The organism is Actinomadura logoneensis, from assembly GCF_003428695.1.
GTDB lineage: Bacteria > Actinomycetota > Actinomycetes > Streptosporangiales > Streptosporangiaceae > Spirillospora > Spirillospora logoneensis.
The window spans coordinates 1-23,053 of record NZ_QURH01000247.1; the positions used below are offsets into that span (position 1 = coordinate 1).

At 72.5% G+C, this 23,053-nt stretch carries 20 protein-coding genes; 12 read left to right on the forward strand and 8 right to left on the reverse strand.

The window, feature by feature from the left end:
- Positions 1-94: 94 nt before the first annotated feature.
- From DZF91_RS14345 to DZF91_RS14360, 4 genes are all read right to left on the reverse strand, one after another.
- On the reverse strand, positions 95-556 hold the full coding sequence (locus DZF91_RS14345) for a peroxiredoxin (RefSeq protein WP_117357967.1): 462 nt from the start codon (positions 554-556) through the stop codon (positions 95-97).
- A gap of 313 nt (positions 557-869) precedes the next feature.
- Entirely contained in the window at positions 870-1,298 is a 429-nt protein-coding gene (locus DZF91_RS14350; RefSeq protein ID WP_117357968.1) for a DUF3052 domain-containing protein, read from the reverse strand.
- Positions 1,299-1,503: 205 nt separating this feature from the next.
- Positions 1,504-1,911, reverse strand: coding sequence for a YjbQ family protein (locus tag DZF91_RS14355; protein ID WP_117357969.1), 408 nt, complete (start codon positions 1,909-1,911; stop codon positions 1,504-1,506).
- A 184-nt stretch (positions 1,912-2,095) separates the two neighbouring features.
- Positions 2,096-2,284, reverse strand: a complete 189-nt coding sequence (locus DZF91_RS14360; protein ID WP_117357970.1) for a DUF1918 domain-containing protein — start codon at positions 2,282-2,284, stop codon at positions 2,096-2,098.
- A gap of 615 nt (positions 2,285-2,899) precedes the next feature.
- Here DZF91_RS14360 and aceE point away from each other — a divergent pair.
- The gene (gene aceE, locus DZF91_RS14365) at positions 2,900-5,674 is read left to right on the forward strand and encodes a pyruvate dehydrogenase (acetyl-transferring), homodimeric type (RefSeq protein WP_117357971.1); all 2,775 of its coding nucleotides are present in this window, start codon (positions 2,900-2,902) and stop codon (positions 5,672-5,674) included.
- 458 nt (positions 5,675-6,132) lie between these two features.
- On the opposite strand, the gene DZF91_RS14370 is transcribed toward aceE, so the two are convergent.
- The 3 genes from DZF91_RS14370 to DZF91_RS14380 form a co-directional block, all read right to left on the reverse strand.
- Entirely contained in the window at positions 6,133-6,510 is a 378-nt protein-coding gene (locus DZF91_RS14370) for a VOC family protein (RefSeq protein ID WP_117357972.1), read from the reverse strand.
- 139 nt (positions 6,511-6,649) lie between these two features.
- Positions 6,650-7,360 (reverse strand): helix-turn-helix transcriptional regulator, encoded by a 711-nt coding sequence (locus DZF91_RS14375; RefSeq protein WP_117357973.1) that lies wholly within the window; start codon positions 7,358-7,360, stop codon positions 6,650-6,652.
- Between the two features lie 237 nt (positions 7,361-7,597).
- On the reverse strand, positions 7,598-8,626 hold the full coding sequence (locus DZF91_RS14380) for a PHP domain-containing protein (protein WP_117357974.1): 1,029 nt from the start codon (positions 8,624-8,626) through the stop codon (positions 7,598-7,600).
- A 211-nt stretch (positions 8,627-8,837) separates the two neighbouring features.
- On the opposite strand from DZF91_RS14380, the gene DZF91_RS14385 reads away from it, so the two are divergent.
- The 11 genes from DZF91_RS14385 (at position 8,838) to fabF (ending at position 21,518) form a co-directional block, all read left to right on the forward strand.
- Positions 8,838-10,358 carry a sensor histidine kinase gene (locus DZF91_RS14385; RefSeq protein ID WP_117357975.1) on the forward strand — a complete coding sequence of 507 codons (1,521 nt, stop codon included), beginning with the start codon at positions 8,838-8,840 and terminating at the stop codon, positions 10,356-10,358.
- Complete coding sequence (locus tag DZF91_RS14390; RefSeq protein ID WP_117357976.1) at positions 10,355-11,020, forward strand: response regulator; 666 nt, start codon at positions 10,355-10,357, stop codon at positions 11,018-11,020. The genes DZF91_RS14385 and DZF91_RS14390 overlap by 4 nt, the downstream gene beginning before the upstream one ends.
- A 161-nt stretch (positions 11,021-11,181) precedes the next feature.
- Positions 11,182-12,132, forward strand: a complete 951-nt coding sequence (locus DZF91_RS14395) for an alpha/beta hydrolase (RefSeq protein WP_117357977.1) — start codon at positions 11,182-11,184, stop codon at positions 12,130-12,132.
- The gene (locus DZF91_RS42020) at positions 12,125-13,852 is read left to right on the forward strand and encodes an acyltransferase family protein (RefSeq protein WP_235834287.1); all 1,728 of its coding nucleotides are present in this window, start codon (positions 12,125-12,127) and stop codon (positions 13,850-13,852) included. Before DZF91_RS14395 ends, DZF91_RS42020 begins: the two co-directional genes overlap by 8 nt.
- 26 nt (positions 13,853-13,878) lie before the next feature.
- Entirely contained in the window at positions 13,879-14,943 is a 1,065-nt protein-coding gene (locus tag DZF91_RS14410) for an alpha/beta hydrolase (protein ID WP_117357978.1), read from the forward strand.
- A 170-nt stretch (positions 14,944-15,113) separates the two neighbouring features.
- Positions 15,114-16,115, forward strand: a complete 1,002-nt coding sequence (locus DZF91_RS14415; RefSeq protein ID WP_199486632.1) for a hypothetical protein — start codon at positions 15,114-15,116, stop codon at positions 16,113-16,115.
- A gap of 404 nt (positions 16,116-16,519) precedes the next feature.
- Positions 16,520-17,701 carry a PucR family transcriptional regulator gene (locus tag DZF91_RS14420; protein ID WP_117357979.1) on the forward strand — a complete coding sequence of 394 codons (1,182 nt, stop codon included), beginning with the start codon at positions 16,520-16,522 and terminating at the stop codon, positions 17,699-17,701.
- Between the two features lie 124 nt (positions 17,702-17,825).
- Positions 17,826-18,743, forward strand: a complete 918-nt coding sequence (locus tag DZF91_RS14425) for an ACP S-malonyltransferase (RefSeq protein ID WP_117357980.1) — start codon at positions 17,826-17,828, stop codon at positions 18,741-18,743.
- A complete protein-coding gene (locus DZF91_RS14430) occupies positions 18,740-19,711 on the forward strand; it encodes a beta-ketoacyl-ACP synthase III (RefSeq protein WP_117357981.1) in 972 nt (323 codons plus the stop codon). The genes DZF91_RS14425 and DZF91_RS14430 overlap by 4 nt, the downstream gene beginning before the upstream one ends.
- Before the next feature lie 55 nt (positions 19,712-19,766).
- The gene (locus tag DZF91_RS14435; RefSeq protein ID WP_117357982.1) at positions 19,767-20,018 is read left to right on the forward strand and encodes an acyl carrier protein; all 252 of its coding nucleotides are present in this window, start codon (positions 19,767-19,769) and stop codon (positions 20,016-20,018) included.
- A gap of 216 nt (positions 20,019-20,234) precedes the next feature.
- Positions 20,235-21,518, forward strand: coding sequence for a beta-ketoacyl-ACP synthase II (gene fabF, locus DZF91_RS14440; protein WP_117357983.1), 1,284 nt, complete (start codon positions 20,235-20,237; stop codon positions 21,516-21,518).
- A gap of 54 nt (positions 21,519-21,572) precedes the next feature.
- On the opposite strand, the gene DZF91_RS14445 is transcribed toward fabF, so the two are convergent.
- On the reverse strand, positions 21,573-21,923 hold the full coding sequence (locus tag DZF91_RS14445) for a VOC family protein (protein ID WP_117357992.1): 351 nt from the start codon (positions 21,921-21,923) through the stop codon (positions 21,573-21,575).
- Between the last annotated feature and the right edge of the window lie 1,130 nt (positions 21,924-23,053).

Sequence of the window (23,053 nt, forward strand, 5' to 3'; positions counted from 1 at the left end):
CGGGCACGCGCCCGGACGTCTCCGCGTCCGGGCGCGCGGCGGCGCGGCGTTCACCGCGCGTCCCGACCGCCGGACGGGTCCGGCGGGGCCGGGATCACAGTGAGGCCAGGGCCTTGCGGTACTCGTCGAGGTCGCGCGCGTCGGGGATGGCGTTGACGACCTTCCAGCGGACGACGCCCTCCCGGTCGATGACGAACGTGCCCCGGAGCGCGACGCCGCGCTCCTCGTCGAAGACCCCGTAGGCGCGGGCGACCTCGCCGTGCGGCCAGAAGTCCGCGAGCACGGGGAACTCGTACCCCTCCTGCTCGGACCAGGCGCGCTGGGCGAACATCGAGTCGACCGAGACCGCCACCACCTGCGTCTCGTCGTCCCCGACGAGGGTGGGCAGCTCGTCCCTGATGGCGCACAGCTCACCGGTGCACACGCCGCTGAAGGCCAGGGGGAAGAACACCAGGACGACGTTCCTGCCGCCCCGGAAGTCCGAGAGCCGCACCGGGGTGCCGTGCTGGTCCTTCAGCTCGAAGTCCGGTGCGACGCCGCCTACCTCGACCGCCAATGCCTCTCCCGAGGATCGACCCGCCCGGAGGGGGCGGGATGCGTTCGTCCCCGCCTGTGCGGGGACCCGACGCGCCCAGTCTGCCACGGGCCCGGCCCACCGCCGGGCCCACAAGCGGACACAGGAGAGGAAGCGGACACTGGCACGGACGCCGCACAGGTGCGGAGCCCGCCAGGCCAGGACGCGCAGCGCGTGGGCCGCACAGGCACCGCGCCCGGCGGGCCGCGATGCGATCCCATGGACGGCAGGGATGCGTAGCCCACCGGCCGCGGGGTCGCGGAGCCGGTGGGCCGCACGGACGCTCGGTCGGGCGTCAGCGCCCCTTCGGGGGGACGAGCTTGGTGCCGGACCATTCGGCCGCCGCGGAGACGCTCTTGGACTGCGTCATCCCGGCGGAGGAGGCGGCTTCGTCGATGTCGCTCGGCTCGACGTGGCCCTCCCGCCCCGCCTTGGGGGTGAGCAGCCAGACCACGCCGCCGTCGGCCAGCGAGACGAGGGTGTCGGAGAGCGCGTCGAACAGCTCGCCGTCATCCTCGCGCCACCACAGCAGGACGGCGTCGACGACCTCCTCGAAGTCCTCGTCGACGAGCTCGCCGCCGGTGACGCTCTCGATGCTCTCGCGGAGCCCCTCGTCGGCGTCCTCCTCGTCGTAGCCGATCTCCAGGACCACCTGGTCCGGCTTGAATCCGAGCCGTTCGGCCAGGCTGTGCTCAGACTGCGCCTGACCAGCGGTCGCGCTCACGAAAGTCCTCCCATGGTCGATAGTCCGTGCCGAGCGGTCCGGTCCGCCCCGGTGACGGCCCGTCCCCGCTCCGCGCGGGTTTTGCGGGACAGTCCACACAAGTGGAGGCCCCTCGCGCAAGTGTCTTCCCGGCATTTGGTGGCCTCATTGGCCGATTCGCGCCGGACGTCGTGACGGAACACCCACCGAGCGTAACAACCCACGCTCATCCCGCAAGGAAGGACAACCGTACCTGCCGGTCCGGGTTGTCCACGTTGAGGTCGACGAGGGCCACCGACTGCCAGGTGCCCAGTTGGAGCCGTCCGCCCAGCACGGGCAGTGTCGCGTACGGCGGCACCAGGGCCGGCATGACGTGCGACCGGCCGTGGCCGCGCGAGCCGTGTGCGTGCCGCCAGCGGTCGTCCGCGGGCAGCAGGTCGGCGAGCGCGGCCAGCAGGTCGTCGTCGCTGCCCGCCCCCAGTTCGAGGATCGCCACTCCCGCCGTCGCGTGCGGGACGAAGACGTGCAGCAGCCCGTCCCCGCCCTGCTCGGCGGCGAAGCGGGCGCACTCCTGCGTGATGTCCTGGACCACCTCGGTGTTCCCTGTGGTCACCCGGACCACGGTGCTTTCCATAGCCCCTGTCTACCAGGATCGGCGGCCGGTCAATCACCGTCCCGGGCCCGGCCGCGCTCGGCAGAAGGGGAACGGGGCGGTTCGGAACGGGACCGCCTGCAAGCAGACGTTCCACAATGGAACAGTCCATATAAGGACGGTCCGGAACTGGGCGCGCGACGTCGGCCATGCCGTCCCTCGTCCCTCAATGCGGCACGGGTTCGACGAAGGCGTCCGGCCCCGGGTAGACGAGGACCGTACGTCCGTCATTGAAGCGGACGAGGTACGGCGGATGGCCGTCCTCGCCGCGCACCTCGATGATCTCCCCGTCCGCCTCGGTCACGCCGACGACGTTGCGGTGGACGTGCAGATGGTCTCCGACCATGGCGTTCATCGGTTCCTCCGGACTTGCACGAGGCGGCGCCGGGCGCGGACCGTCCGCCACCCGGGCACGGCGTCTCCCTCCCACCCTGGTACCCGATCGAGCCCGCCACCAGAGGTCCGGCGGAGCACTTCGGCGGGTTTTACGGTGCTCAGCCATTTAGCAGACCAAATGCTGGGGAAGGTGGCTTTCTGTGGGGGTTACGCCCATGGCCGCGGCGACCAGACTGATTACCGGTTGGTAGAGATGCGATGGCCCCGCGGAACGGCGACGATGGATCGACGGCCGAGACGGCGGAGACGGCGGAGCGGCCTTCACCACGCCGTTCACCCGTCCGCCACCGGCCGGGCCGGTCGGATGCCGACCGGCCCGGCCGCGGAGCACGGCCCGACCGCAGGGCGCCGCCGCGGAACACGACCGACGACACCGGCCGGGCCGGTCGGATGCCGACCGGCCCGGCCGCGGAGCACGGCCCGACCGCAGGGCGCCGCCGCGGAACACGACCGACGACCGCGGTGCACCCACCGCGGAGCCCGACCGCACAGAAACCGCACAGAAGAAGAAGCGCAGCCGAACAGCAGAACCGCAGCCGAACGCAGAACCGCAGCCGAACGCAGAGGGGACCCCGTGGCTTCCGGACGTCAGTTCTCGATCATCAGTGACGGCCTGCCGAGCCAGCTGCCGGACATCGACCCGGACGAGACCCGGGAGTGGCTGGACTCGCTGGACACCGTCATCAAGACCCAGGGGCGGGGCAGGGCGCGGTACGTGATGCTGCGCCTGCTGGAGCGGGCCAGGGAGCAGAAGGTCGGGGTGCCCGGCCTGCGCAGCACCGACTTCATCAACTCGATCCCGCCGGAGCACGAACCCTGGTTCCCGGGCGACGAGCACATCGAGCGCCGGATCCGCGCCTACATCCGCTGGAACGCGGCGATCATGGTGTCCCGCGGCAACCGCCCCAACCTCGGCGTCGGCGGGCACATCGCCACCTACGCGTCCGCGGCCTCGCTCTACGAGGTGGGCTTCAACCACTTCTTCCGCGGCAAGGACCACGGCGAGTCGGGCGACCAGGTGTTCATCCAGGGGCACGCCGCGCCCGGGATCTACGCGCGCGCCTACCTCGAGGGACGCCTGCCCCAGGAGAAGCTGGACGGGTTCCGGCAGGAGTTCAGCCACCCGGGCGGCGGCCTGTCGTCCTACCCGCACCCGCGGCTGATGCCCGACTTCTGGGAGTTCCCCACGGTCTCCATGGGGCTCACCGCGATCGACGCCGTCTACCAGGCCCGCTTCAACCGCTACCTGTACAACCGGAAGATCAAGGACACGTCGCGCTCGCACGTGTGGGCGTTCCTCGGCGACGGCGAGATGGGCGAGCCCGAGTCGCTCGGCGCGATCGGGCTGGCCGCCCGCGAGGAGCTGGACAACCTCACCTTCGTGATCAACTGCAACCTGCAGCAGCTGGACGGGCCGGTGCGCGGCAACGGCAAGATCATCCAGGAGCTGGAGTCGTTCTTCCGGGGTGCGGGCTGGAACGTCCTGAAGGTCATCTGGGGCCGCGACTGGGACCCGCTGCTCGCCCAGGACGTGGACGGCGTGCTGGTCAACAAGATGAACACCACCCCGGACGGCCAGTTCCAGACCTACACCGTCGAGTCCGGCGCCTACATCCGCGACCACTTCTTCGGCGACGACCCGCGGCTGCGCCGGATGGTCGAGGACCTCACCGACGACGACCTGCGCCGCCTGTCCCGCGGGGGGCACGACTACCGCAAGGTCTACGCGGCGTTCAAGGCCGCCCGCGAGCACGTGGGCCAGCCGACGGTGATCCTCGCGCACACCATCAAGGGCTGGACGCTCGGACCGGACTTCGAGGCCCGCAACGCCACCCACCAGATGAAGAAGCTGACCAAGGCCGAGCTGAAGGAGTTCCGCGACCGGCTCTACCTGGAGATCCCCGACTCCGCCCTGGAGGCCGAGCTGCCGCCCTACTACCACCCGGGCGAGGACTCCGAGGAGATCGAGTACATGCGGGAGCGGCGCGCCGCGCTCGGCGGCTTCCTGCCGAAGCGGGTGGTCCGGGCGAAGCCGCTGAAGCTGCCCGGCGACCCGGTCTACGGCGAGCTGCGCAAGGGCTCGGGCAAGCAGAACGTCGCGACCACGATGGCGTTCGTCCGGCTGCTGAAGGACCTGATCAAGGACGAGAACATCGGCGCCCGGTTCGTCCCGATCGCTCCGGACGAGTACCGCACCTTCGGGATGGACTCGCTGTTCCCGACGTCCAAGATCTACTCCCCGCACGGCCAGACCTACGAGGCGGTGGACCGGAAGCTGCTGCTGTCCTACAAGGAGTCCGAGCAGGGCCAGATGCTGCACGAGGGCATCAGCGAGGCGGGCTCCATGGCGTCCACGATCGCCGCCGGGACCGCCTACGCCACGCACGGCGAGTTCATGATCCCGGTCTACATCTTCTACTCGATGTTCGGGTTCCAGCGGACCGGCGACCAGGCGTGGGCGTTCGGCGACCAGATGGGACGCGGGTTCCTGCTCGGCGCGACGGCGGGCCGCACGACGCTGACCGGTGAGGGCCTGCAGCACGCCGACGGCCACTCGCCGCTGCTCGCCGCGACCAACCCCGCGTGCGTCCACTACGACCCGGCGTGGGCCTTCGAGCTGGCCCACATCACCCAGGACGCGCTGCGCCGCATGTACGGGACGTCCGAGGAGCACCCGCACGGCGAGGACGTCTTCTACTACCTCACGGTCTACAACGAGCCGTACCAGCAGCCCGCCGAGCCCGCGAACCTCGACGTCACGGGCCTGCTCAAGGGCCTTTACCTGTACAGGACCTCCGAGCTGGACGGGGACGCTCCGAAGGCCCAGATCCTCGCGTCGGGCGTGGCGGCCCGCTGGGCGCTGGAGGCGCAGCGGCAGCTGGCCGACAAGTGGGGCGTCTCCGCGGACGTCTGGTCGGCGACCTCGTGGAACGAACTGGCCCGCGAGGCCGCCGCGTGCGACGAATGGAACATGCTGAACCCGGACGCCGAGCAGCGCGTCCCGTACGTCACGCAGCGGCTCGGGGAGGCGTCCGGCCCGGCGGTGGCGGTGTCGGACTTCATGCGCGCCGTCCCGGACCAGATCGCCCCGTGGGTGCCCGGCGACTTCGCCTCCCTCGGCACCGACGGGTTCGGCTTCTCCGACACCCGCGCCGCCGCGCGCCGCGTGTTCCACGTGGACGCCGCGTCCATCGTCCTCGCCGTCCTGACCCGCCTCGCGCGGGCGGGCGAGGTCAAGCACGAGGTGCTGCAGCGGGCGATCGAGCACTACCAGCTGAACTCCCCGGTGGACGAGGCGTTCGCGGGCGGTGTCCAGACGGCCGAGAGCAACGCCGGCGGAGAAGCCTGACCTTCCCGCGTCCCCGCGGCCTCCGCGCTGCGCGGCGCGCGGTGCAGTGCGGTGGCGCTGCGCAGTGCGGCGCTGCGCAGTGCGGTGCTGCGCAGTGCGGTGCGGTGCGGTCCGGAAGCCACGGCGCCGCTTCGTGCGGCGATCGGCGGCGGACGGCACGTCCCTGAGGGGCGGGTTGGCTGACGAACACGGAAGGCCCCGGAGCCGAGACCCGCAGACGCGGGTCAGGGTTCCGGGGCCTTTCCGCGTCTCCGGCAGGACGGCCCGGCACGGCACGCGCGTCCAGGGACGCCGTGGCGAGGCGGGGCGACCACCGGCCGACGCGTCGGCCGCTCGACCGCCGTCCAACGGACGACGACGCAGCGACCGGCTTTGTCAGGGGATCAAGGAACGCGTGCCGGCTCAGCGGATCCGGGACACGCGTGCGGGATCAGGGGACCCGGGGCACGTGTGCGGGGTCAGGCGGCCGGCGGGGAGAAGACGCCGAAGTGGTGCCCGGCGCTGTCCTGGAGCTGGGCCACGGTCAGCCCGGCCGGGGTGGTCGTCGGCGGGACGACCACCTTGCCGCCGAGCTCCTCGGCGCGGGCCACCGTCTCGGCCACGTCCCGGACCACCACGTAGAAGATCGCGTAGTCCGGGTGGTGGCCGTCCGACACCCGGATGCCGCCGGACGGACCGTCCGCGCCCGGCGCGGTGACCTCGTGGTACTTCAGCTCACCGGACTCGTCGATCTTGAACGTCCAGTCGAACAGCTCGCCGTAGAACCGCTCGGTCTCGGCCGGCCGCCCGGTACCGATCTCGAACCAGCCCACGGAGTTGAACGGCGCGTCGGCCATGGGTCGCTCCCTCTCTCTTCGGCTCGTCGTCGTGGTGCGTCGTGCTTCGGAGAGAGGTTCGCGCGGCCCCGCGACAGCCCCCTGTCGGTGTTTCCGGACGTTCTCAGGCGGGTTCCGGACGTCCTCAGCCGAGTCGAGCTCAGGCGAGTTCGAGCACCCTCGTCCGGATCTCCCTCGGCGGCTCGCCGAGGGAGTCCCAGGAGCGTTCGGGGGCGATCTCGTCCAGCGGGACGGCGTGCAGGAGCCGGTCGAGGCGGAAGACCCGGCACTCGTCGCGCAGCCGGCACCACGCGAGCAGGTACCAGCCGCGGTCGGCGACGCTGAACGCCTGCGGCTCGACGTCCCGCTCGGTCTCGCGGCCGTACCGGTCGACGTAGGTGATCCGGACGACGCGGCGGGCGAGCATCGCCTCCTCCAGCACCGCGTCCCGGGCCGGGCGCGCGACCGCCTCGTCCTGCTGCGGGACGTGGAAGCGGATCCGGGACGCCAGGGCGCGGGCGGCGTCGTTGTCCGCCTCCGGCATCACCGACAGGACCTTGTTCAGCGCCGTCCGCGCGGCCCGGGCGTACAGGGAGTCCCCGGCCCGCCCGAGGCAGATCGCCAGCGCCACGGCCTCGCTCGCGGTGAAGTTGACCGGCGGCAGCGTGCGCTCCTTGTCGAGCGTGTACCCGCCGCCCCGGCCGACGTCGGCGTAGATCGGCACGCCCGCCTGCTGCAGCGCGCCGATGTCGCGCTCGATCGTCCGGACGCTCACCTCGTAGAGTCCGGCCAGCTCGCGGGCGCTGCGACGACGCGGTGCGCTGGCCCGCAGCTCTTCGACGAGCGCGTACAAGCGGTCAGTGCGGTTCACTCCGCCGACCGTACGCGGCCCCACCGACAAAACCATGCCGCCCTCGACCGCGACCCACCACCGCGGCCTGCGCGACGTCGTCCGCCACCTCCGAACCTCAACGCACCGCGTGCCCGCCCCCACGCGCCCTCGGGCTCCGGCGGGCACCGCGGCTCAGCGACACCGCGGCCCAGCAGGCACCGCGGCCCAGCAGGCACCGCGCCCCAGCAGGCACCGCAGGGCAGGGCGCGCGCCGGGTCAGCGGGAGCTGCGGGTCCAGGCGAGGAGGTCTTCGGCGGAGCGGGTGTTGACGACGCGGTCGGCGGTGATGCCGCAGCGTGCGGCGCGGTCGCAGCCGTTGGGCTGCCAGTCGAGCTGACCGGGGGCGTGGGCGTCGGAGTCGATGGAGAACACGCACCCCGCCTCGACCGCGAGCCGGAGCAGGCGCTTGGGCGGGTCGAGCCGCTCCGGGCGCGAGTTGATCTCCACGGCGACGTCGTAGGCGGCACAGGCGTCGAACACCAGCCGGGCGTCGAACTCCGACTCCGGACGCAGCCCGCCGCGTCGTCCGCCCGCCTTCACGATCCGTCCCGTGGCATGGCCGAGCACATTGACCCGCGGATTCGCGACGGCCTTCACCATGCGCTCGGTCATCGGGACGCGCTCCATCCGCAGCTTCGAGTGGACGCTCGCGACCACCACGTCGAGGCGGTCGAGCAGGTCGGGGTCCTGGTCGAGGGAGCCGTCCTCGAGGATGTCCACCTCGATGCCGGTGAGGATCCGGAACGGCGCGAGCTCGTCGTTCAGCTCGGCGACGACGTCGAGCTGGCGGCGCAGCCGGTCGGCCGTCAGTCCGTTCGCGACGGTCAGCCGGGGCGAGTGGTCGGTGAGCGCCATGTACTCGTGCCCGAGGGAGATCGCGGCCTCGGCCATCTCGCGGATCGGCGAGCCGCCGTCCGACCAGTCCGAGTGCAGGTGCAGGTCGCCCTTCAGCGCGGCCCGCAGCCGGGAGGCGGCCTCGCCCACGGGCTCGCCCTCGGTCGCCTCCAGCCGCCGCAGGTAGACGGGCGTCTCGCCGCGCAGGGCCTCGGCGATGACCAGCGCCGTCACCTTGCCGATGCCCGGCAGATCGCCGAGGGTGCCCTGGTCGGCGCGGGCCGCCAGCTCCTCCGCGGACATCCCGTCCACCAGGGCGGCGGCCTTCCGGAAGGCGCGCACGCGGAACGTCGGTTCCTGCGCGCGTTCCAGCAGGAAGGCGATCCGCCGCAGTGCCTCAGCAGGCTCCATACCTTGGAATCTAGCCCGCCCGCCCTTCTCCGAACCCCACGTCCGCGCCCGCGCCGTCCGTCCGGCCGCCCGGCCGCCCGGCCGCCCGCACCAGATGGGACGGCCGGCCTCCGCATCCACGCGCAACGGTGGCCGTAGCACCTGGGTATGACGTGAGAGTCGCACCGCAGTGGCATCCGGTCGTGGTCCCGGCTTCTCTAACCTTGGGGCCATGAGCAGCGAGGAGGAGCGCCAGGGGGCCGGGGTCGCGGCGACCGCCGGTCTGCTGGCGCGTCCTCTCGCCGCCGCGTTCTGGCGGGGCCGCGCGGAGCCCGCCGACCCCGATCCGCCGTGGCCGTTCATGCTGCGCTGGACGCGGTTCATCGGCGTCGGACGGCTGCCCTACGGCCTCGTCGCGCAGGGATTCGACCTGCTCGTCGCCGTGATCCTGCTGTTCAGCGGCATTCCGGCGATCGCCGAGCGGATGGTGAACCACGTTCCGGTCGACCCGTTCGACGTGGGACCGCCCCCGCACCCGGCGCCGGCACCGTCGCCGACCTTCCCCGTCGTCCTTCTCGCGGTGTGGCTCGCCGCGCCGCTGGCGCTGCGCCGGAGGCATCCGCTCGGGGCGTGGCGCCTCGGCGCCTCGGGGGTGCTGGTCGCGGGCCTGGTGGTGCACACCGACGACCGGTTCGTCCCGTCCGGTGTGATCGCGATGCTGTTCGTCCTCTTCCTGGTTGCGGTGCGGTGCTCGCGCGAGACCACCGTCGGGGTCGCCCTCGTGACCGTCCTCGGGTCGGGCCTCCTCCAGCCGCGGACGGCGGCGGGGGCGGCGGTCCTGGTCGCGGTGCCCCTGCTCGTCGGGTTCCTCGTGCGCACGCGCCGGACGTCCCGGCGCGAGCTGGAACAGCAGGAGCGGCGGCACCGCGACGCCGAGGCCGTGCTGCTCGAACGGCAGCGCATCGCGCGCGAGCTGCACGACGTCGTCGCGCACCACATGTCGATGATCGCGATCCAGGCGGAGGCCGCGCCCTACAAGACCCCGGACGTCCCCCCGGAGACCCGCGACGACCTGGCCGAGATCCGCGCGACCGCCCTCGACGCGCTGCGCGAGATGCGCCGCATCCTGGGCGTCCTGCGGCAGGAGGACGGCGCGGTCACCGCGCCGCAGCCGAGCCTGGAGCACCTCGACGAGCTGCTCGCCGGGGCGCGCGGCACCGGGCTGGAGGTCTCCTCGAAGGTGACCGGCGACGTGTCCGACCTGCCGCCGGGCGTCGGACTGACCGCGTACCGGATCGTCCAGGAGGCGCTGAGCAACGCGATGCGGCACGCGCCCGGGTCGGCCGTCGGAGTCGAGGTCGCCCGCGCGGGCGGGATACTACGGCTGAGCGTCGTCAACGGCCCGGCCGCGCCCGGCCACCCCCGCACGCCGTCGCCCCCCGGCTCGGGACACGGGCTGGTCGGCATGCGTGAGCGGGTGGCGATGCTCGGCGGCGAGCTGTCCGCCGTGCCCATCGCCGAGGGAGGATTCGCCGTGACCGCCACCCTGCCCGAGACCGCGCCCCCGGACGACACCGCGGTCCGCGCCCCCGCGCAGGACGGCCCGTCCCCGGCCCGTCCGCGTCCGGGCGTCCCCTCCCCGGACCGCCGCCCCGCCTCGGGCAGATCACGGTCGGAAGGGTCGCGTTCGGAAGGTCCGCCCCTGGACAGGCCACGTTCGGGAGGCGCGCGGCGCGGACCGTCCGCGTCATGACGATCCGGGTGATGATCGCCGACGATCAGGGCATGGTGCGCACGGGCTTCGGCGTGCTGCTCAACGCGCAACCCGACATCGAGGTCGTCGGCGAGGCGGAGAACGGTGAGCGAGCCCTCGCGGTGGCCGCGTCGCTCCGTCCCGACGTGGTGCTGATGGACGTCCGGATGCCCGTGATGAACGGCCTGGAGGCGACCCGCCGGATGCTGGCGTCCGGCCCCGACGGCGTGCCGAAGGTGCTCATGCTCACCACCTTCGACCTGGACGACTACGTGTACGAGGCGCTGCGCGCGGGCGCCTCCGGCTTCCTGCTGAAGGACGCGTCGGCGGTCGAGCTGGCCGAGGCCGTGCGGGTCGTCGCGGCGGGCGACGCGCTGCTGTCGCCGTCCATCACCAAGCGTCTGATCTCGGAGTTCGCCCGTCTGGGCGCCCCGCGCGGCCCGTCCCGCTCCCGGCTGGACGACCTGACCGAGCGGGAGACCGAGGTGCTGGCGCTGGTCGCGCGCGGCCTCTCCAACGCCGAGATCGCCGCCGAGCTGGTCGTCGCGGAGCAGACCGTGAAGACGCACTTCGGCCGCATCCTGGCCAAACTCGGGCTGCGCGACCGGGCGCAGGCGATCGTCCACGCCTACGAGGTCGGCCTGGTCCGTCCGGGCGAGTGACCGGCGCGACCGTCCCCGGATAGCGGCCCCGGCCCTTCGTCGCGCCTGTAGTACCTGGGTGGTACGCGGGAAGACCGCACCGCCGGTTGATCCGCGTTACAGCGCCCGATTCCTACCTTCCTGATCAGTGGTGGAGCACTGCTCAGGAAGGGATCGCCGAGATGCGGATCATCGGACGCCGGAGCGCGGCGACCGTCGCCATGCTGGCCGTGGCCGGCTCCGTCGGCGCGGCCGGGCGCGTCCCCGATCCGTACACCGCGCCGGGGCCGCTGCCGAGCCTCACCGCGGGGGCGCTGCCCGCCCGCTTCGCGGCCGTCCACGACCAGATCGAGGCGGCGCACACGGTCGCCGCGCGCACGCACGACACGGGCCGGGAAGGGGCGACGGCCGGTTTCCTGACCCCCGGCCGCCGGTTCCTGTCGTTCGACGCGCGCGGATCGGGGCGGGCCGTCGAGGTCATCGGCGACCTGGCGGCGGCCGACCGCGTCGCCGTCCTCGTGCCCGGCGCGGACGGGCTGCTGACCAACTTCGACTCCTGGAAGTGGGCGGGCGGCGGCGCCCGGTCCCTCGCCGGCCAGGCCCGCCGCGAGGCCCCCGGCACCCGGCTCGCGGTGATCGCCTGGCTCGGCTACGCCTCCCCGTCCACGCTCAGCGACGCCATCCTCACCGACGACAGGGCCCGCGCGGCGGCGCCCACCCTGCGCGGCCTGGTCGGCGACATCCACCGCCTCAACGGCCGCGCCGGCATCGCCCTGCTCTGCCACAGCTACGGCTCGGTCGTCTGCGGCAGGACGGGGAAGGACGGGTCCCTCCCGGTGGACGAGGTCGCCCTGTTCGGCAGTCCCGGCACCACGGCGGGCTCGGCGCGCCAGATCTTCCCGGTCGCGCGGGTGTGGGCGGGCCGCTCGTCCGGCGACTGGACGCGCTTCGTCCCCCACGTCCGCCGGTTCGGGCTCGGCTTCGGCCGAGATCCGGTCTCCCCCGCGTTCGGCGCGCGCCCCTTCGACGCCGGGAGCGGCCCGCACAGCGCCTACCTCAAGCCCGGATCGCTCTCCCTGGCCAACCTCACCCGCATCGCCCTGGGCCGGGACGCGGCGGTGACCCATGGCTGAGCAACCCGCCCTCCCCGCCTGGCACGCCGAGCGCTACCGCCGGCTGAGCGAGGACAGGCCCAGCCTCGTCACGGTCATCGAGGCGACCACCCCGCCCGGCCGCGACCGCGCCGTCGACGCCCTGCGCGCCCTGGCCATCGCCGGAGTCGTCCTCGGCCACTGGCTGGTCACCGCCATGGTGGAGACCGGGGGCGTCCTGCACCCGGCCAGCCCGCTGACCCACCTGTCGTCCCTCACCCCACTCACCTGGACCTTCCAGACCCTCGCCCTGTTCTTCCTGGTCGGCGGCTACACCGCAGCCCGCTCCGTCCCCACCCGGCCCCGAGGCGCGCCCGAGCAGCCCCCGAGCTCCCCACAGACGAACTCCGAGGGCAGCGCGAACGTCTTCCGCAGCACGAACCAGCGATGGCCCAACAGCCGCTGCGCAACCGACCGACGCGCCACCGAGAACGCGCACGGGTGGGAGGCGGGTCAGCAGGGCGGGACCGGGCGACGCAATCCGTACTGGGCGTGGCTCGGACGGCGGATTGTCCGGTTGGTGGCGCCGGTGCCGGTCCTGTTGGCGGTGTGGGCCGCGGCGGTGCCTCTGCTGATGCTCGCCGGGTACCCGGCGGGGACGATCGTCTCGCTGATCACACTGGTCCTCGGCCCGCTGTGGTTCCTGCTGGTGTTCACCGGGCTGACCGCGCTCACCCCGCTCGTCGCGCGAGCCGTCCGCCGATGGGGCGCGTGGACGGCGGCCTTCCCTGTCGCGGTCACGGCGCTGGTCGACCTGGCCCGCTTCGACCTGGGCGCGCCGCAGTGGATCGGCTGGGTGACCGTCGCGTCCGCCTGGCTCGTTCCCTTCACGCTGGGAGTGGCATGGGCCCACGGCTCGTTCCCCACCCAATCCGGGAACCGCGTCCCGGCCTCCGCTCCGATGCGCGGTCGGGCACCGCGGATGCTGGCCGGAACCGGTCGGGCTGTGCCGCGTCCGGGAACCGGATGCTCCAACACGGCCTCAGCCTCCTCGCCGAGTCGGTCACCCTCGGCTGCCCGTTGGAAGAGGCTCGTCACGGGCCGTCCGAACTGGTCGGCGCGGACCGCCGACGCCAGTCACACCACGCCTCACCCGACGAGCCGCGATGGTCGCCCGCTCCCCCGGTCGGGCAGGTGGACTCGTGGGCACCTGGCTCCTTGGGGACTGCTGATCGGCGGAGGCGGAACGACGGTCGCGCTGGTCGCGGGCGGCGGGTATCGGGCGAGCATGGTCGGAGTGCCGGGGCAGGCGGTCTCGAACCTGTCGCCGCCGACGCTGGCGGCCGTGGCGTTCGGTCTGGCCCAGTGCGGCGGAGCGCTCCTCCTGCGCGGCCCCCTGACCCGGCTGATGCGGCGTCCGGTCCTGTGGGCGGGGGTCGCGGTGATGAACCTCTCGGCGATGACCGTCTTCCTCTGGCACCAATCGGCCTTGCTGGGCGTTTCCGCCCTTGTCGCGGGGGTCACCGATAGAGTTCCAGGGTTGCTGGACGCACCTGACCATCCCGCGTGGCTCGCCCACCGGCTGACCTGGCTCCCGGTGTTCGCCGCCGTGCTGGTGGGCATGTGGTCCCTGGCACACCGGTCCGAGCGGCACATCCGCTTCCAACCGACGAGCCGTCCCGTTCGTCTCACCAAGAGATCGAACGTCCCGCAGGGGGCCTTCGGAACACGCAGGACGAGCACCGGATGCACCGAGCATTGACCGGCATCCAGTAGAAAGGCCGGGCCATGCCGCAGTCCTCCGAGACCTCGCAGTCTTCCCGTGCGCAGTCCACCGACGGCGAGTCCGCCGGACGGCCGCACCGCCGCAGGCACCCCTTGCGGCGGCTCGCCGCCAGTGCCGTGCTCGCCGGTGGTGTGCTGCTCACCGCCGCCGGGACGGGCCACGCCGACCCCTACGCCAAGCCGGGCCCGGCCCCCACGCTGTCCCCGGCGACCCTCGACCTCCGCTACGCCGCCGAACGGGCGACGATCGAGAAGGCCCTGGCGACCGCGCGGAACGTCGGCGACACCGAGCGGGCCCGCGCCCTGACCGCCTTCCTGCGCCCCGACCGGCACTTCCTCGCGGTGGACCCGCGCGGACGGGGCCAGGCGGTCGAGGTCATCGGCGACCTCGCGCACGCCCGCCGCGTCGCGGTCCTGGTGCCCGGCGCCGACTCCACGATCTCGGGCTTCGACCAGCGCGCCGGACGCACCTGGGCGTCCCCCGGCGGTGGCGCCCGCGCCGTCTACGCCGAGGCCCGCCGCGTCTCCCCCGGCAGCGGCCTCGCCGTCGTCGCCTGGCTCGGCTACGCCTCCCCCAAGACCTTCAGCAGCGACGTCCTCACCGACACCCGCGCCGAGCGCGGCGCCGTCGAACTGCGGCGGTTCCTCGTCGGGGTGCACCGGGTCAACCCGTCCGCCCAGGTGGGCCTGCTCTGCCACAGCTACGGCTCGGTGGTCTGCGGTCGCGCCGCCATGGAGGGCAGGGGCTCCGGCGGCCCCGCCTGGCGGAAGGTGTCCGACATCGCCCTGTTCGGCAGCCCGGGCACCACCGCCTGGACGGCCGCCGCCCTCGGCACCACCGCCCGCGTCTGGGCGGGCCGCGGCACCGCCGACTGGATGGAGGACGTCCCCCACGTCCGCATCTTCGGCCTGGGTCTCGGCCCCGACCCGGTCTCCCGGAACTTCGGCGCCCACGTGTTCCAGGCCGGCCACGCCGGCCACAGCGACTACCTGGCCCCAGGCTCCCCCTCCCTCCGCAACCTCACCGACATAGCCCTCGGCCACCCCGCCGACGTCACCCGCGTCTAGGAGGCCCTGTTTCCCAGCCCTGTCCGGAGAGCGGGAGGCCGTGCGGTCAGGACGCCCGTTATCTGTTCAGGCCCCGCGGCGACGGCTTCGATCACCGCTGTTTCGTTGTGAGACTCCGTTGCCCCTATACGGATCCTGGCCGGAGGGAACCGCTGGAGCATGATGTGCGGGTGATTCCGGTATGGGGACGACCGCAAAGGGCTCGGGAGCGGGCCGCTGAGTTCGACCAGTATCTGTCGGCGTTCGGGGAGACCCTCGCCACGCATCCGTTCGCCGTCGACAGGCCAGGGGCCACCCACGAGATGGCCGTGGAGTACGCGCGGGCCTTGGACGCCTACGAGGCCGCCAAGCGTACGGCCGACCGTGACCTGGCGTTGGCCAGACAACAGCTCGACGAGGGCCTTGATGCTCTCAACCGCCTCAACGCCCATCTCTTCGGTGCGTCCATTCCCCACCGAGACCTTCCGGCGCCCCGCATCGACGTCCCGGCTTCTTCCCTGCCGGACGTCCCCGCGCTCTCCGAGACCACGCCGCAACGGCGCGCCGCAGAGGCGGAAAACGTCACCGCATCCGATGAGCGAGCGACCCCGACCGAGCGGGCGCCGCATGTCGACCGCAGTGATCAGGCCAGGCCGTCCCTGCGTCAGCGGTACACCTCCGACCAGTTGACCGTGCGGGCAGCACTGGCCGGGTGGGCGGTGTACGCCCTGTCGGTAGGCGTCCTGGGAAACTGGCTCGCGGCGCTGTGCTGTGGGTTCGTGTACATAAGCCTGGGCGTGGCCATGGTCGGCGGCATGGGTAGCTGGTTGAGCCTGATGGAAATCTGGGGCGCCCTCAAGGGGGGACTGGTTCGCGCCGAATACAGCCACAGCACGAAGAAGGCGTACACCTACGGAGGTGAGAAGGCCTGGACGCAGTGGTACGTCTTCAAGGACGCCTCAGGTCGGACCCTGACCTACGGCCGCGGGGTGCCTAGCGACACCCTCATCCCCCTCCCGACGCGGCGGTTGTGGCATGTCGAGGGGGACGAACCAGGGCTCCGCGCCCTCTGGCAGCCGTTGCTGTGCCCGCTCGCCCTGCTCGTCACCGTCCCCCTCTTCCTGATCGGCACCGCGGTCACCCTGGTACTTGTCCCGGGTCTCCTCATCGCCGCGCTCATGGGCGCGTTGTAGTGATCTGATCCGCAGGACGACCAGGGCCCGCTCGCCCAGTCGCCTCAGCCGCGGGCGATGTCGGCCTGCGGCTGTCCACCGCTCCACGCGCGGAAACCTCGGGCCCGGACCTGGCGCAGGGCGTCGGTGATCTGGTGCCGGTACGGAAGACGGGATCGGCGGGATGGGCGACGAGCGCGAGACGGGGTCTTTCCGGAACGGCTGACGAGTGTGGCCCTTCCGGCAGGCGGTCGTCGCCGTCGCGCCGCGATCGGCTGGGCGGCGGCTTGGGCGGCAGGCCCGTGCTCGACGTGGGCCCCGGCGGTGGCCGGCGGGGTGGGTTACCGGCTGGTACCAGGGTTGCCGGGGAGTGCGGACGGCGTTGACGGGGCGATTCATCACGTTCGAGATGGCACTCTGGACGGGTGGACAGCAGCAGCGACGCGGCGCTCCGCGAGCAGACCACCAAGCGCCTCGAGAAGGCGATGGGGACGTTCGGCACGGCGGCCCTCGCCAGCATGGAGGAGCAGCTCCCCTGGTTCCGGCGGATGCCCGCCGACCAGCGGTCGTGGATCGGGCTCGTCGCGCAGGCCGGGATCGCGGCGTTCGTGGAGTGGTTCGGCAGCGGCGAGTCGGCCAAGCCCGCCATCGCCGCCGAGGTGTTCGGCACGGCGCCGCGGGAGCTGATGCGCTCGATCAAGCTGCGGCACACCATCGACATGGTCCGGGTGATCATCGACGTGGTCGAGACGCGGTTGGAGGAGCTGGCCTCCCCCGGCGGCGAGGCGCAGCTGCGCGAGGCGATCCTGCGCTACACCCGGGACGTCGCGTTCGGCGCCGCTCAGGTGTACGCGCAGGCCGCCGAGACCCGCGCCGCGTGGGACGCCCGGCTGGAGGCCCTGGTCGTCAACGCCGTGCTGCGCGGCGAGGTGGACGACGGGATGCACTCGTGGGCCGCCGCGCTCGGCTGGACGGCCAAGCCGGTCACCGTGATCGCGGGCTTCACCCCCGAGGACGACGAGCCCGAGGTCACCATCGACCAGATGCAGCTGGCCGCGCGCCGCGCCCGGGTGGACGCGCTCGCGGGCGTCCAGGGCAGCCGCGTGGTCGTGGTCATCGGCGGCACGGACGACGCGCTGGCCGCCGCCCGGCACATCGCCGCCAAGTGCGGTCCCGGCCCGGTCGTGGTCGGCCCCACCGTCGGCGACCTCTACGACTCCCCGCTCTCCGCCCGGTCCGCGCTCGCGGGCCTGCGCGCCGCCGCCGGCTGGCCGGACGCGCCGCGCCCCGTCCCGTCGGACGAGCTGCTCGCCGAACGCGCCCTCGACGGCGACGACGTCGCCCGCCGCCACCTGGTCGACCACGTCTACGACCCGATGTGCGACGCGGGCGCGCCGCTCCTGGACACCCTGACCACCTACCTGGAGCAGGGGTCGTCGCTGGAGGCGACCGCGCGCCTGCTGTTCGTCCACCCCAACACCGTCCGGTACCGGCTCCGGAGGGTGACCGAGCTGACCGGCCTGGCCCCCACGGACGGGCGCAACGCGTTCACCCTCCGCATCGCCCTCGCCCTCGGCCGTTTCTCCCGCCGCCCCGGCCGGTCCTGACCCGCGGGCCCCGGTCGGCGCTCTGTCCGGTTTGGGGGTTGTAGGGGTCGTACAAAGCGCCCGGACCAAAGTTCGTGTGCTTCCGCATCGGCAGGGGGGTCGCCCACCCGGCACGCTGGATCGCGTGATTCTCCTCGCATCGCCCGGGCAGGGCGCCCAGACCCCCGGTTTCCTCGAGCCGTGGCTGGAGGTGCCCGGCGTCGCGGACCGGCTGGCCTGGTGGTCCGCCGTGACCGGCCTGGACCTGGTGCGCTACGGGACGACCGCCGAGGCCGAGGAGATCCGCGACACCGCGGTGGCGCAGCCGCTGCTGGTCGCCGCCGCGCTGGCCGCCTACGAGCAGCTGTTCCCCGAGGGCGGACGGCCCGACGCCGTCGCCGGGCACAGCGTCGGCGAGCTCGCGGCCGCCGCGATCTCCGGCGTGCTGAGCCCGGAGACCGCGCTGGTCCTGGTGCGCGAGCGCGGCCGGGCCATGGCCGAGGCCGCCGCCGTCACCGAGACCGGCATGACCGCGCTGCTCGGCGGCGACGCCGACGAGGTGCTCGCCGCGATCGACAAGCACGGCCTGACCCCCGCGAACGTCAACGGCGCCGGCCAGATCGTCGCCGCCGGGACGACGGCGCAGCTCCAGGCCCTCGCCGACGAGCCGCCCGCCAAGGCGCGGCTGCGCCCGCTGGCGGTCGCCGGCGCCTTCCACACCGAGCACATGGCCCCCGCGGTCGAGACGCTCGCCCGGCTCGCTCCCGGCGCGACCGTCCGGGATCCGGAGGCGAAGCTGCTGTCCAACCGGGACGGCGCGGTCGTGACCTCCGGGCGCGAGTACCTCGACCGGCTGGTCGCGCAGGTCAGCGCGCCCGTCCGGTGGGACGCGTGCATGGCCTCCATGCGTGACCTGGGCGTGACCGCGATCATCGAGCTGCCGCCCGCGGGCACCCTCACCGGCCTGGCCCGGCGCGAGCTGAAGGGCGTCGAGCTGCTCGCCCTCAAGACCCCGGACGACCTGGACAAGGCCCGCGAGCTGATCAAGGCCCATGCGTCATGACCGGCACCACGCTGCGTAACGACCCGATCCGCCCCGGTTCCCGGGTGCTGGCGTTCGGCGACCACCAGCCCGCGAAGATCGTCACCAACCACGACCTCGCGGCCGTCATGGACACCAACGACGAGTGGATCCGCAGCCGCGTCGGCATCGTCGAGCGCCGGATCGCCGCCGAGGACGAGACGATCGCCGACATGGCCGTCCAGGCCGGCGGCAAGGCGCTGGCCGCGAGCGGGCTCGCCCCGTCCGACATCGACCTGGTGATCGTCGCGACGTGCTCGGCGGAGTCGCCGATGCCGAGCCAGGCGCCGACCGTCGCGCACCGCCTCGGCATCGAGGCGCCGGGCGCGTACGACATGAACTCGGCGTGCTCGGGCTTCTGCTACGCGCTCGCCGCCGCCGACGCCGCCGTCCGCACCGGCGCCGCCCGCAACGTGCTGGTCATCGGCGCGGAGAAGATGTCCCAGTGGATCGACTGGACGGACCGGTCGACCGCGATCATCTTCGCGGACGGCGCGGGCGCCGCCGTCGTCGGACCGTCCGACACGCCCGGCATCGGCCCGGTCGTGTGGGGCAGCGACGGCAGCCAGCCCGACCGGATCCAGATCGAGAACCGCAAGGCGTACATCAAGCAGGAGGGGCAGGCGGTGTTCCGCTGGGCCACGACCTCCGTGGCGCCCGTCGCGCTGGCGGCGATCGAGCGGGCCGGGCTCGTCCCGGACGACCTCGCGGCGGTCGTCCCGCACCAGGCGAACCTGCGCATCATCGACCACATCGCGCGCCGGATCCAGGCGACCAACGCCGTCGTGGCCGACGACATCACCCGCTCCGGCAACACCTCGGGCGCGTCGATCCCGCTGGCCCTCTCGCACATGATCGAACGCGGCGACGTGCCGTCCGGCGCCCCGGCCCTCCTGGTCGGGTTCGGCGCGGGACTGTCCTACGCTGCCCAAGTCATCCGGATCCCGTAGGCCGCGGACAGCGGCCCGCGGTTCCGGATCAACCCACGAAGGAGATATCGACACCATGGCAGAAGCCACCGAGCAGGAGATCCTGGCCGGCCTCGCCGAGATCATCGACGAGATCGTCGGGATCGACAAGGACGAGGTCACCCCGGAGAAGAACTTCATCGACGATCTCGACATCGACTCCCTGTCGATGGTAGAGATCGCGGTGGCCGCCCAGGACAGGTTCCACGTCGAGATCCCCGACGACGAGCTGCGCAACCTGAAGACCGTGCAGGACGTCATCGACTTCGTCCAGAAGCTCAAGGTCTGACCCGTCCGCCGGGCGACCAGGCGTCCCACCTGCGGGACGACCGGTTCCGCCCGGCCCGCGGAGCGACCCGGTCGCCTCGCGGGCGGGGCGAGCCGTCGTCCCCGCGATGACGGCAGCCGTCGCCGCACGGCCACGGCGCGCCGACACCCGGACGGACCGCGAGGTTCCGTCGGCGCGCCGTAGCCACCCCCCAGTCACACAAGGAGCACTCACACCATGAGCAACAAGACCACCGTCGTCGTGACCGGCCTCGGTGCCACGACCCCGCTCGGCGGCGACGTGCCGTCGACCTGGTCCGCGCTGCTCGCCGGTCGGTCCGGGGTGCGGAAGCTTGACTGGGAGGGCGTCGAGGAGCTGCCCGTGCGGTTCGCCGCGCAGCTCGCCGTCGATCCGTCCGAGGTCATGCCGAAGCAGGCGCTGCGGCGGCTGGACCGCTGCCAGGCCATCGCGCTGATCGCGGCGAAGGAGGCCTGGCTGCACGCGGGTCTGAAGAACCGCACCAAGAAGGGCTACGAGGCGGACGCCGAGGGCTTCGAGATGGACGGCGAGCGCCTGGGCGTCGTGCTCTCGACCGGCATCGGCGGCCTGCACTCCGCGCTCGGCAGCTACGCCACGTGGCTCGAGAAGGGCTGGACGCGCGTCTCGCCCTTCACCGTCCCGATGCTGATGCCGAACGGGGCGTCCGGGCACGTCGGCATCGAGTACGGCGCGACCGCGGGCTCGCACGCCCTGGTCAGCGCGTGCGCCTCGTCCGCCGAGGCGGTCGGGTACGCGATCGACATGATCCGGACGGGCCGCGCCGACATGGTGATCTGCGGCGGCACGGAGGCGTGCATCCACCCGCTGCAGATGGCCTCGTTCGGCGTGATGCGGGCGATGTCCACCCGCAACGACGAGCCCGAGCGCGCGTCCCGCCCGTACGACAAGAACCGCGATGGCTTCGTCCTCGGCGAGGGCGCGGCCGTGATGATCCTGGAGTCGGAGGAGCACGCCCGCAAGCGCGGCGCGACGATCCACGCGATCGCCGCCGGCTGCGGCTACTCCGGCGACGCCTACGACATCGTCCTGCCGGACCCGAGCGGCGCCGGCCAGGCCAAGGCGATGCGCCGGGCCCTGGAGAACGCCGACCTGACGCCCGAGGACATCGTGCACGTCAACGCGCACGCGACGTCCACGCCGTCCGGCGACGTCGCCGAGCTCAACTCGATCAAGGCGGCGCTGGGCGACGCGGCCAAGAACATCACCGTCACCGGTACCAAGTCGATGACCGGGCACATCCTCGGCGGCGCGGGCGCCCTGGAGTCGGTGATCACCATCCTCACGCTGCGGGAGGGCATCGTGCCGCCCACCGCCAACCTCGAGGACATCGACGACGAGGTCGACCTGGACATCGTGCACGGCGAGCCCCGCAAGATCCCGGACGGCCCCGCCGCCGCGCTCAACAACTCCTTCGGCTTCGGCGGGCACAACGTCTCCGTCGCCTTCAAGCGAGCCCTCTGACCGCTCGCTTCTCCGGCCCGGCCCGTCCTCACCGACGGGCCGGGCCTTCTGTCGTCAGCGATGCGAGAGCACGTTGACCACGCGCCCGCTGGGATCGCGGACGAAGAACCGCCGCACGCCCCACTCCTCGTCCTGCAGCGGGTGGACGATCTCCGCACCGCTCTCCCGCACGGACGCGTAGACGGCGTCCACGTCGTCCACCTCGACACTCACGTCGGGCGCGACCGGTGCTGTTTTATCCTCGCCGGCATACAAACTGACCTGCGCGTTCGGCACGGACGGCGAGGCGACCGTCATGATCCACCCGTGGTTCATGACCTCCTCGAACCCCAGCAACCCGTAGAAGTCACGACTCGCCTCCACACTCGCCACCTGAAAGTTGGGAACCACCCGACGAACCGACACCGCCACCTCCAAGAATCGACACCACTCCCATCCTCCCCAATGTGGGCCCACCGCCCCAACCGCGCTCGCCTCCCAAGAGCCCCATCCAGAGCAAGCCCAACAAGCCAACCCGCAAGCCCTCCCCAACCCGACCCCACCCCCGCAGCCCTCGCACCTGCACTTCTCCACCGAAGAGTGCCGCCACTCAGCGCGAGACAGCGCCAGCCAACTTCGCCGCGAGTTCATAAACACGACCAGCAACGCGGCAGGTTGTCCGCCTTCAACCCCACTCCACCCGGCAAGCGGGCTCGTGGGCGGCGCTGGCCGCCGGGCTCCGCAAGAGCGCGCCGGACGCCTTCGTTCGCCACCGCCGAGATCGACCGCAAGGGCCGCTGCCAGGTCGTGCGATACGCGTGCCCTGCCAACAGCCTGCGCCCTCACACGGAGCAGACAACAGCGCGGCGGCAATAGACGGACCCCACACGCACGAAAACGCGGAAGAGCCGCTACGAGACGGGTATGCGCAGCCCGGACGAGATAGACGAGGTAGCTACGCGAGCGAGGCCAGCGAATGAGAAACCTGCGCAGGCCAGCAGGGCAAGTAGATGGAGCCTGCACAAGGCCGGCGAGACAAGTAGGTGAAGCCTGAACGAGGCCGGTAAGAGCCGCCCTGACGGCGCTACCGAGAGGTACCGCACCGACGGCACTGCCGGGAGGCACCCGCACACTGACGGCATTGCCAGGAGACGCCCGCACTCACGGCACTGCCGGAAGGCACCGCACAAACAGCACTGCCAAGAGCCGCCGCGCAGACAGCGCTGCCAAGAAACACCGAACAGCCAGCATTGCCGGAAGGCACCGCGCTGACAGCGCTGCCGATAAACACCGCGCTCACGGCGCTGCCAAGAGACACCGAACAGCCAGCGTTACCGGAGGGCACCGCGCTCACGGCGCTGCCGATAAACACCGCGCTCACGGCGCTGCCAAGAGACACCGAACAGCCAGCGTTACCGGAGGGCACCGCGCTCACGTCGCGTAGGGGGGCGACCGGCTGGAGCAGCGCCCGCATCATCTCCGGCGCGCGGTGCCACGCCTCGTCGTCCAGGCAGCGGATGGGGCCCTCGGCGATCCCGTCGTCGCGCACGTGGTCC

What these genes read in the sequence shown, in the direction of transcription:
- DZF91_RS42020 (WP_235834287.1), top strand. Translation starts at nt 12,125, where the DNA reads ATGGCTGAGCAACCCGCCCTCCCCGCCTGGCACGCCGAGCGCTACCGC.
- DZF91_RS14370 (WP_117357972.1), bottom strand. Translation starts at nt 6,510, where the DNA reads ATGGCCGACGCGCCGTTCAACTCCGTGGGCTGGTTCGAGATCGGTACC.
- DZF91_RS14380 (WP_117357974.1), bottom strand. Translation starts at nt 8,626, where the DNA reads ATGGAGCCTGCTGAGGCACTGCGGCGGATCGCCTTCCTGCTGGAACGC.
- DZF91_RS14355 (WP_117357969.1), bottom strand. Translation starts at nt 1,911, where the DNA reads ATGGAAAGCACCGTGGTCCGGGTGACCACAGGGAACACCGAGGTGGTC.
- DZF91_RS14410 (WP_117357978.1), top strand. Translation starts at nt 13,879, where the DNA reads ATGCCGCAGTCCTCCGAGACCTCGCAGTCTTCCCGTGCGCAGTCCACC.
- fabF (WP_117357983.1), top strand. Translation starts at nt 20,235, where the DNA reads ATGAGCAACAAGACCACCGTCGTCGTGACCGGCCTCGGTGCCACGACC.
- DZF91_RS14385 (WP_117357975.1), top strand. Translation starts at nt 8,838, where the DNA reads ATGAGCAGCGAGGAGGAGCGCCAGGGGGCCGGGGTCGCGGCGACCGCC.
- DZF91_RS14430 (WP_117357981.1), top strand. Translation starts at nt 18,740, where the DNA reads ATGACCGGCACCACGCTGCGTAACGACCCGATCCGCCCCGGTTCCCGG.
- DZF91_RS14360 (WP_117357970.1), bottom strand. Translation starts at nt 2,284, where the DNA reads ATGAACGCCATGGTCGGAGACCATCTGCACGTCCACCGCAACGTCGTC.
- DZF91_RS14435 (WP_117357982.1), top strand. Translation starts at nt 19,767, where the DNA reads ATGGCAGAAGCCACCGAGCAGGAGATCCTGGCCGGCCTCGCCGAGATC.
- DZF91_RS14390 (WP_117357976.1), top strand. Translation starts at nt 10,355, where the DNA reads ATGACGATCCGGGTGATGATCGCCGACGATCAGGGCATGGTGCGCACG.
- DZF91_RS14395 (WP_117357977.1), top strand. Translation starts at nt 11,182, where the DNA reads ATGCGGATCATCGGACGCCGGAGCGCGGCGACCGTCGCCATGCTGGCC.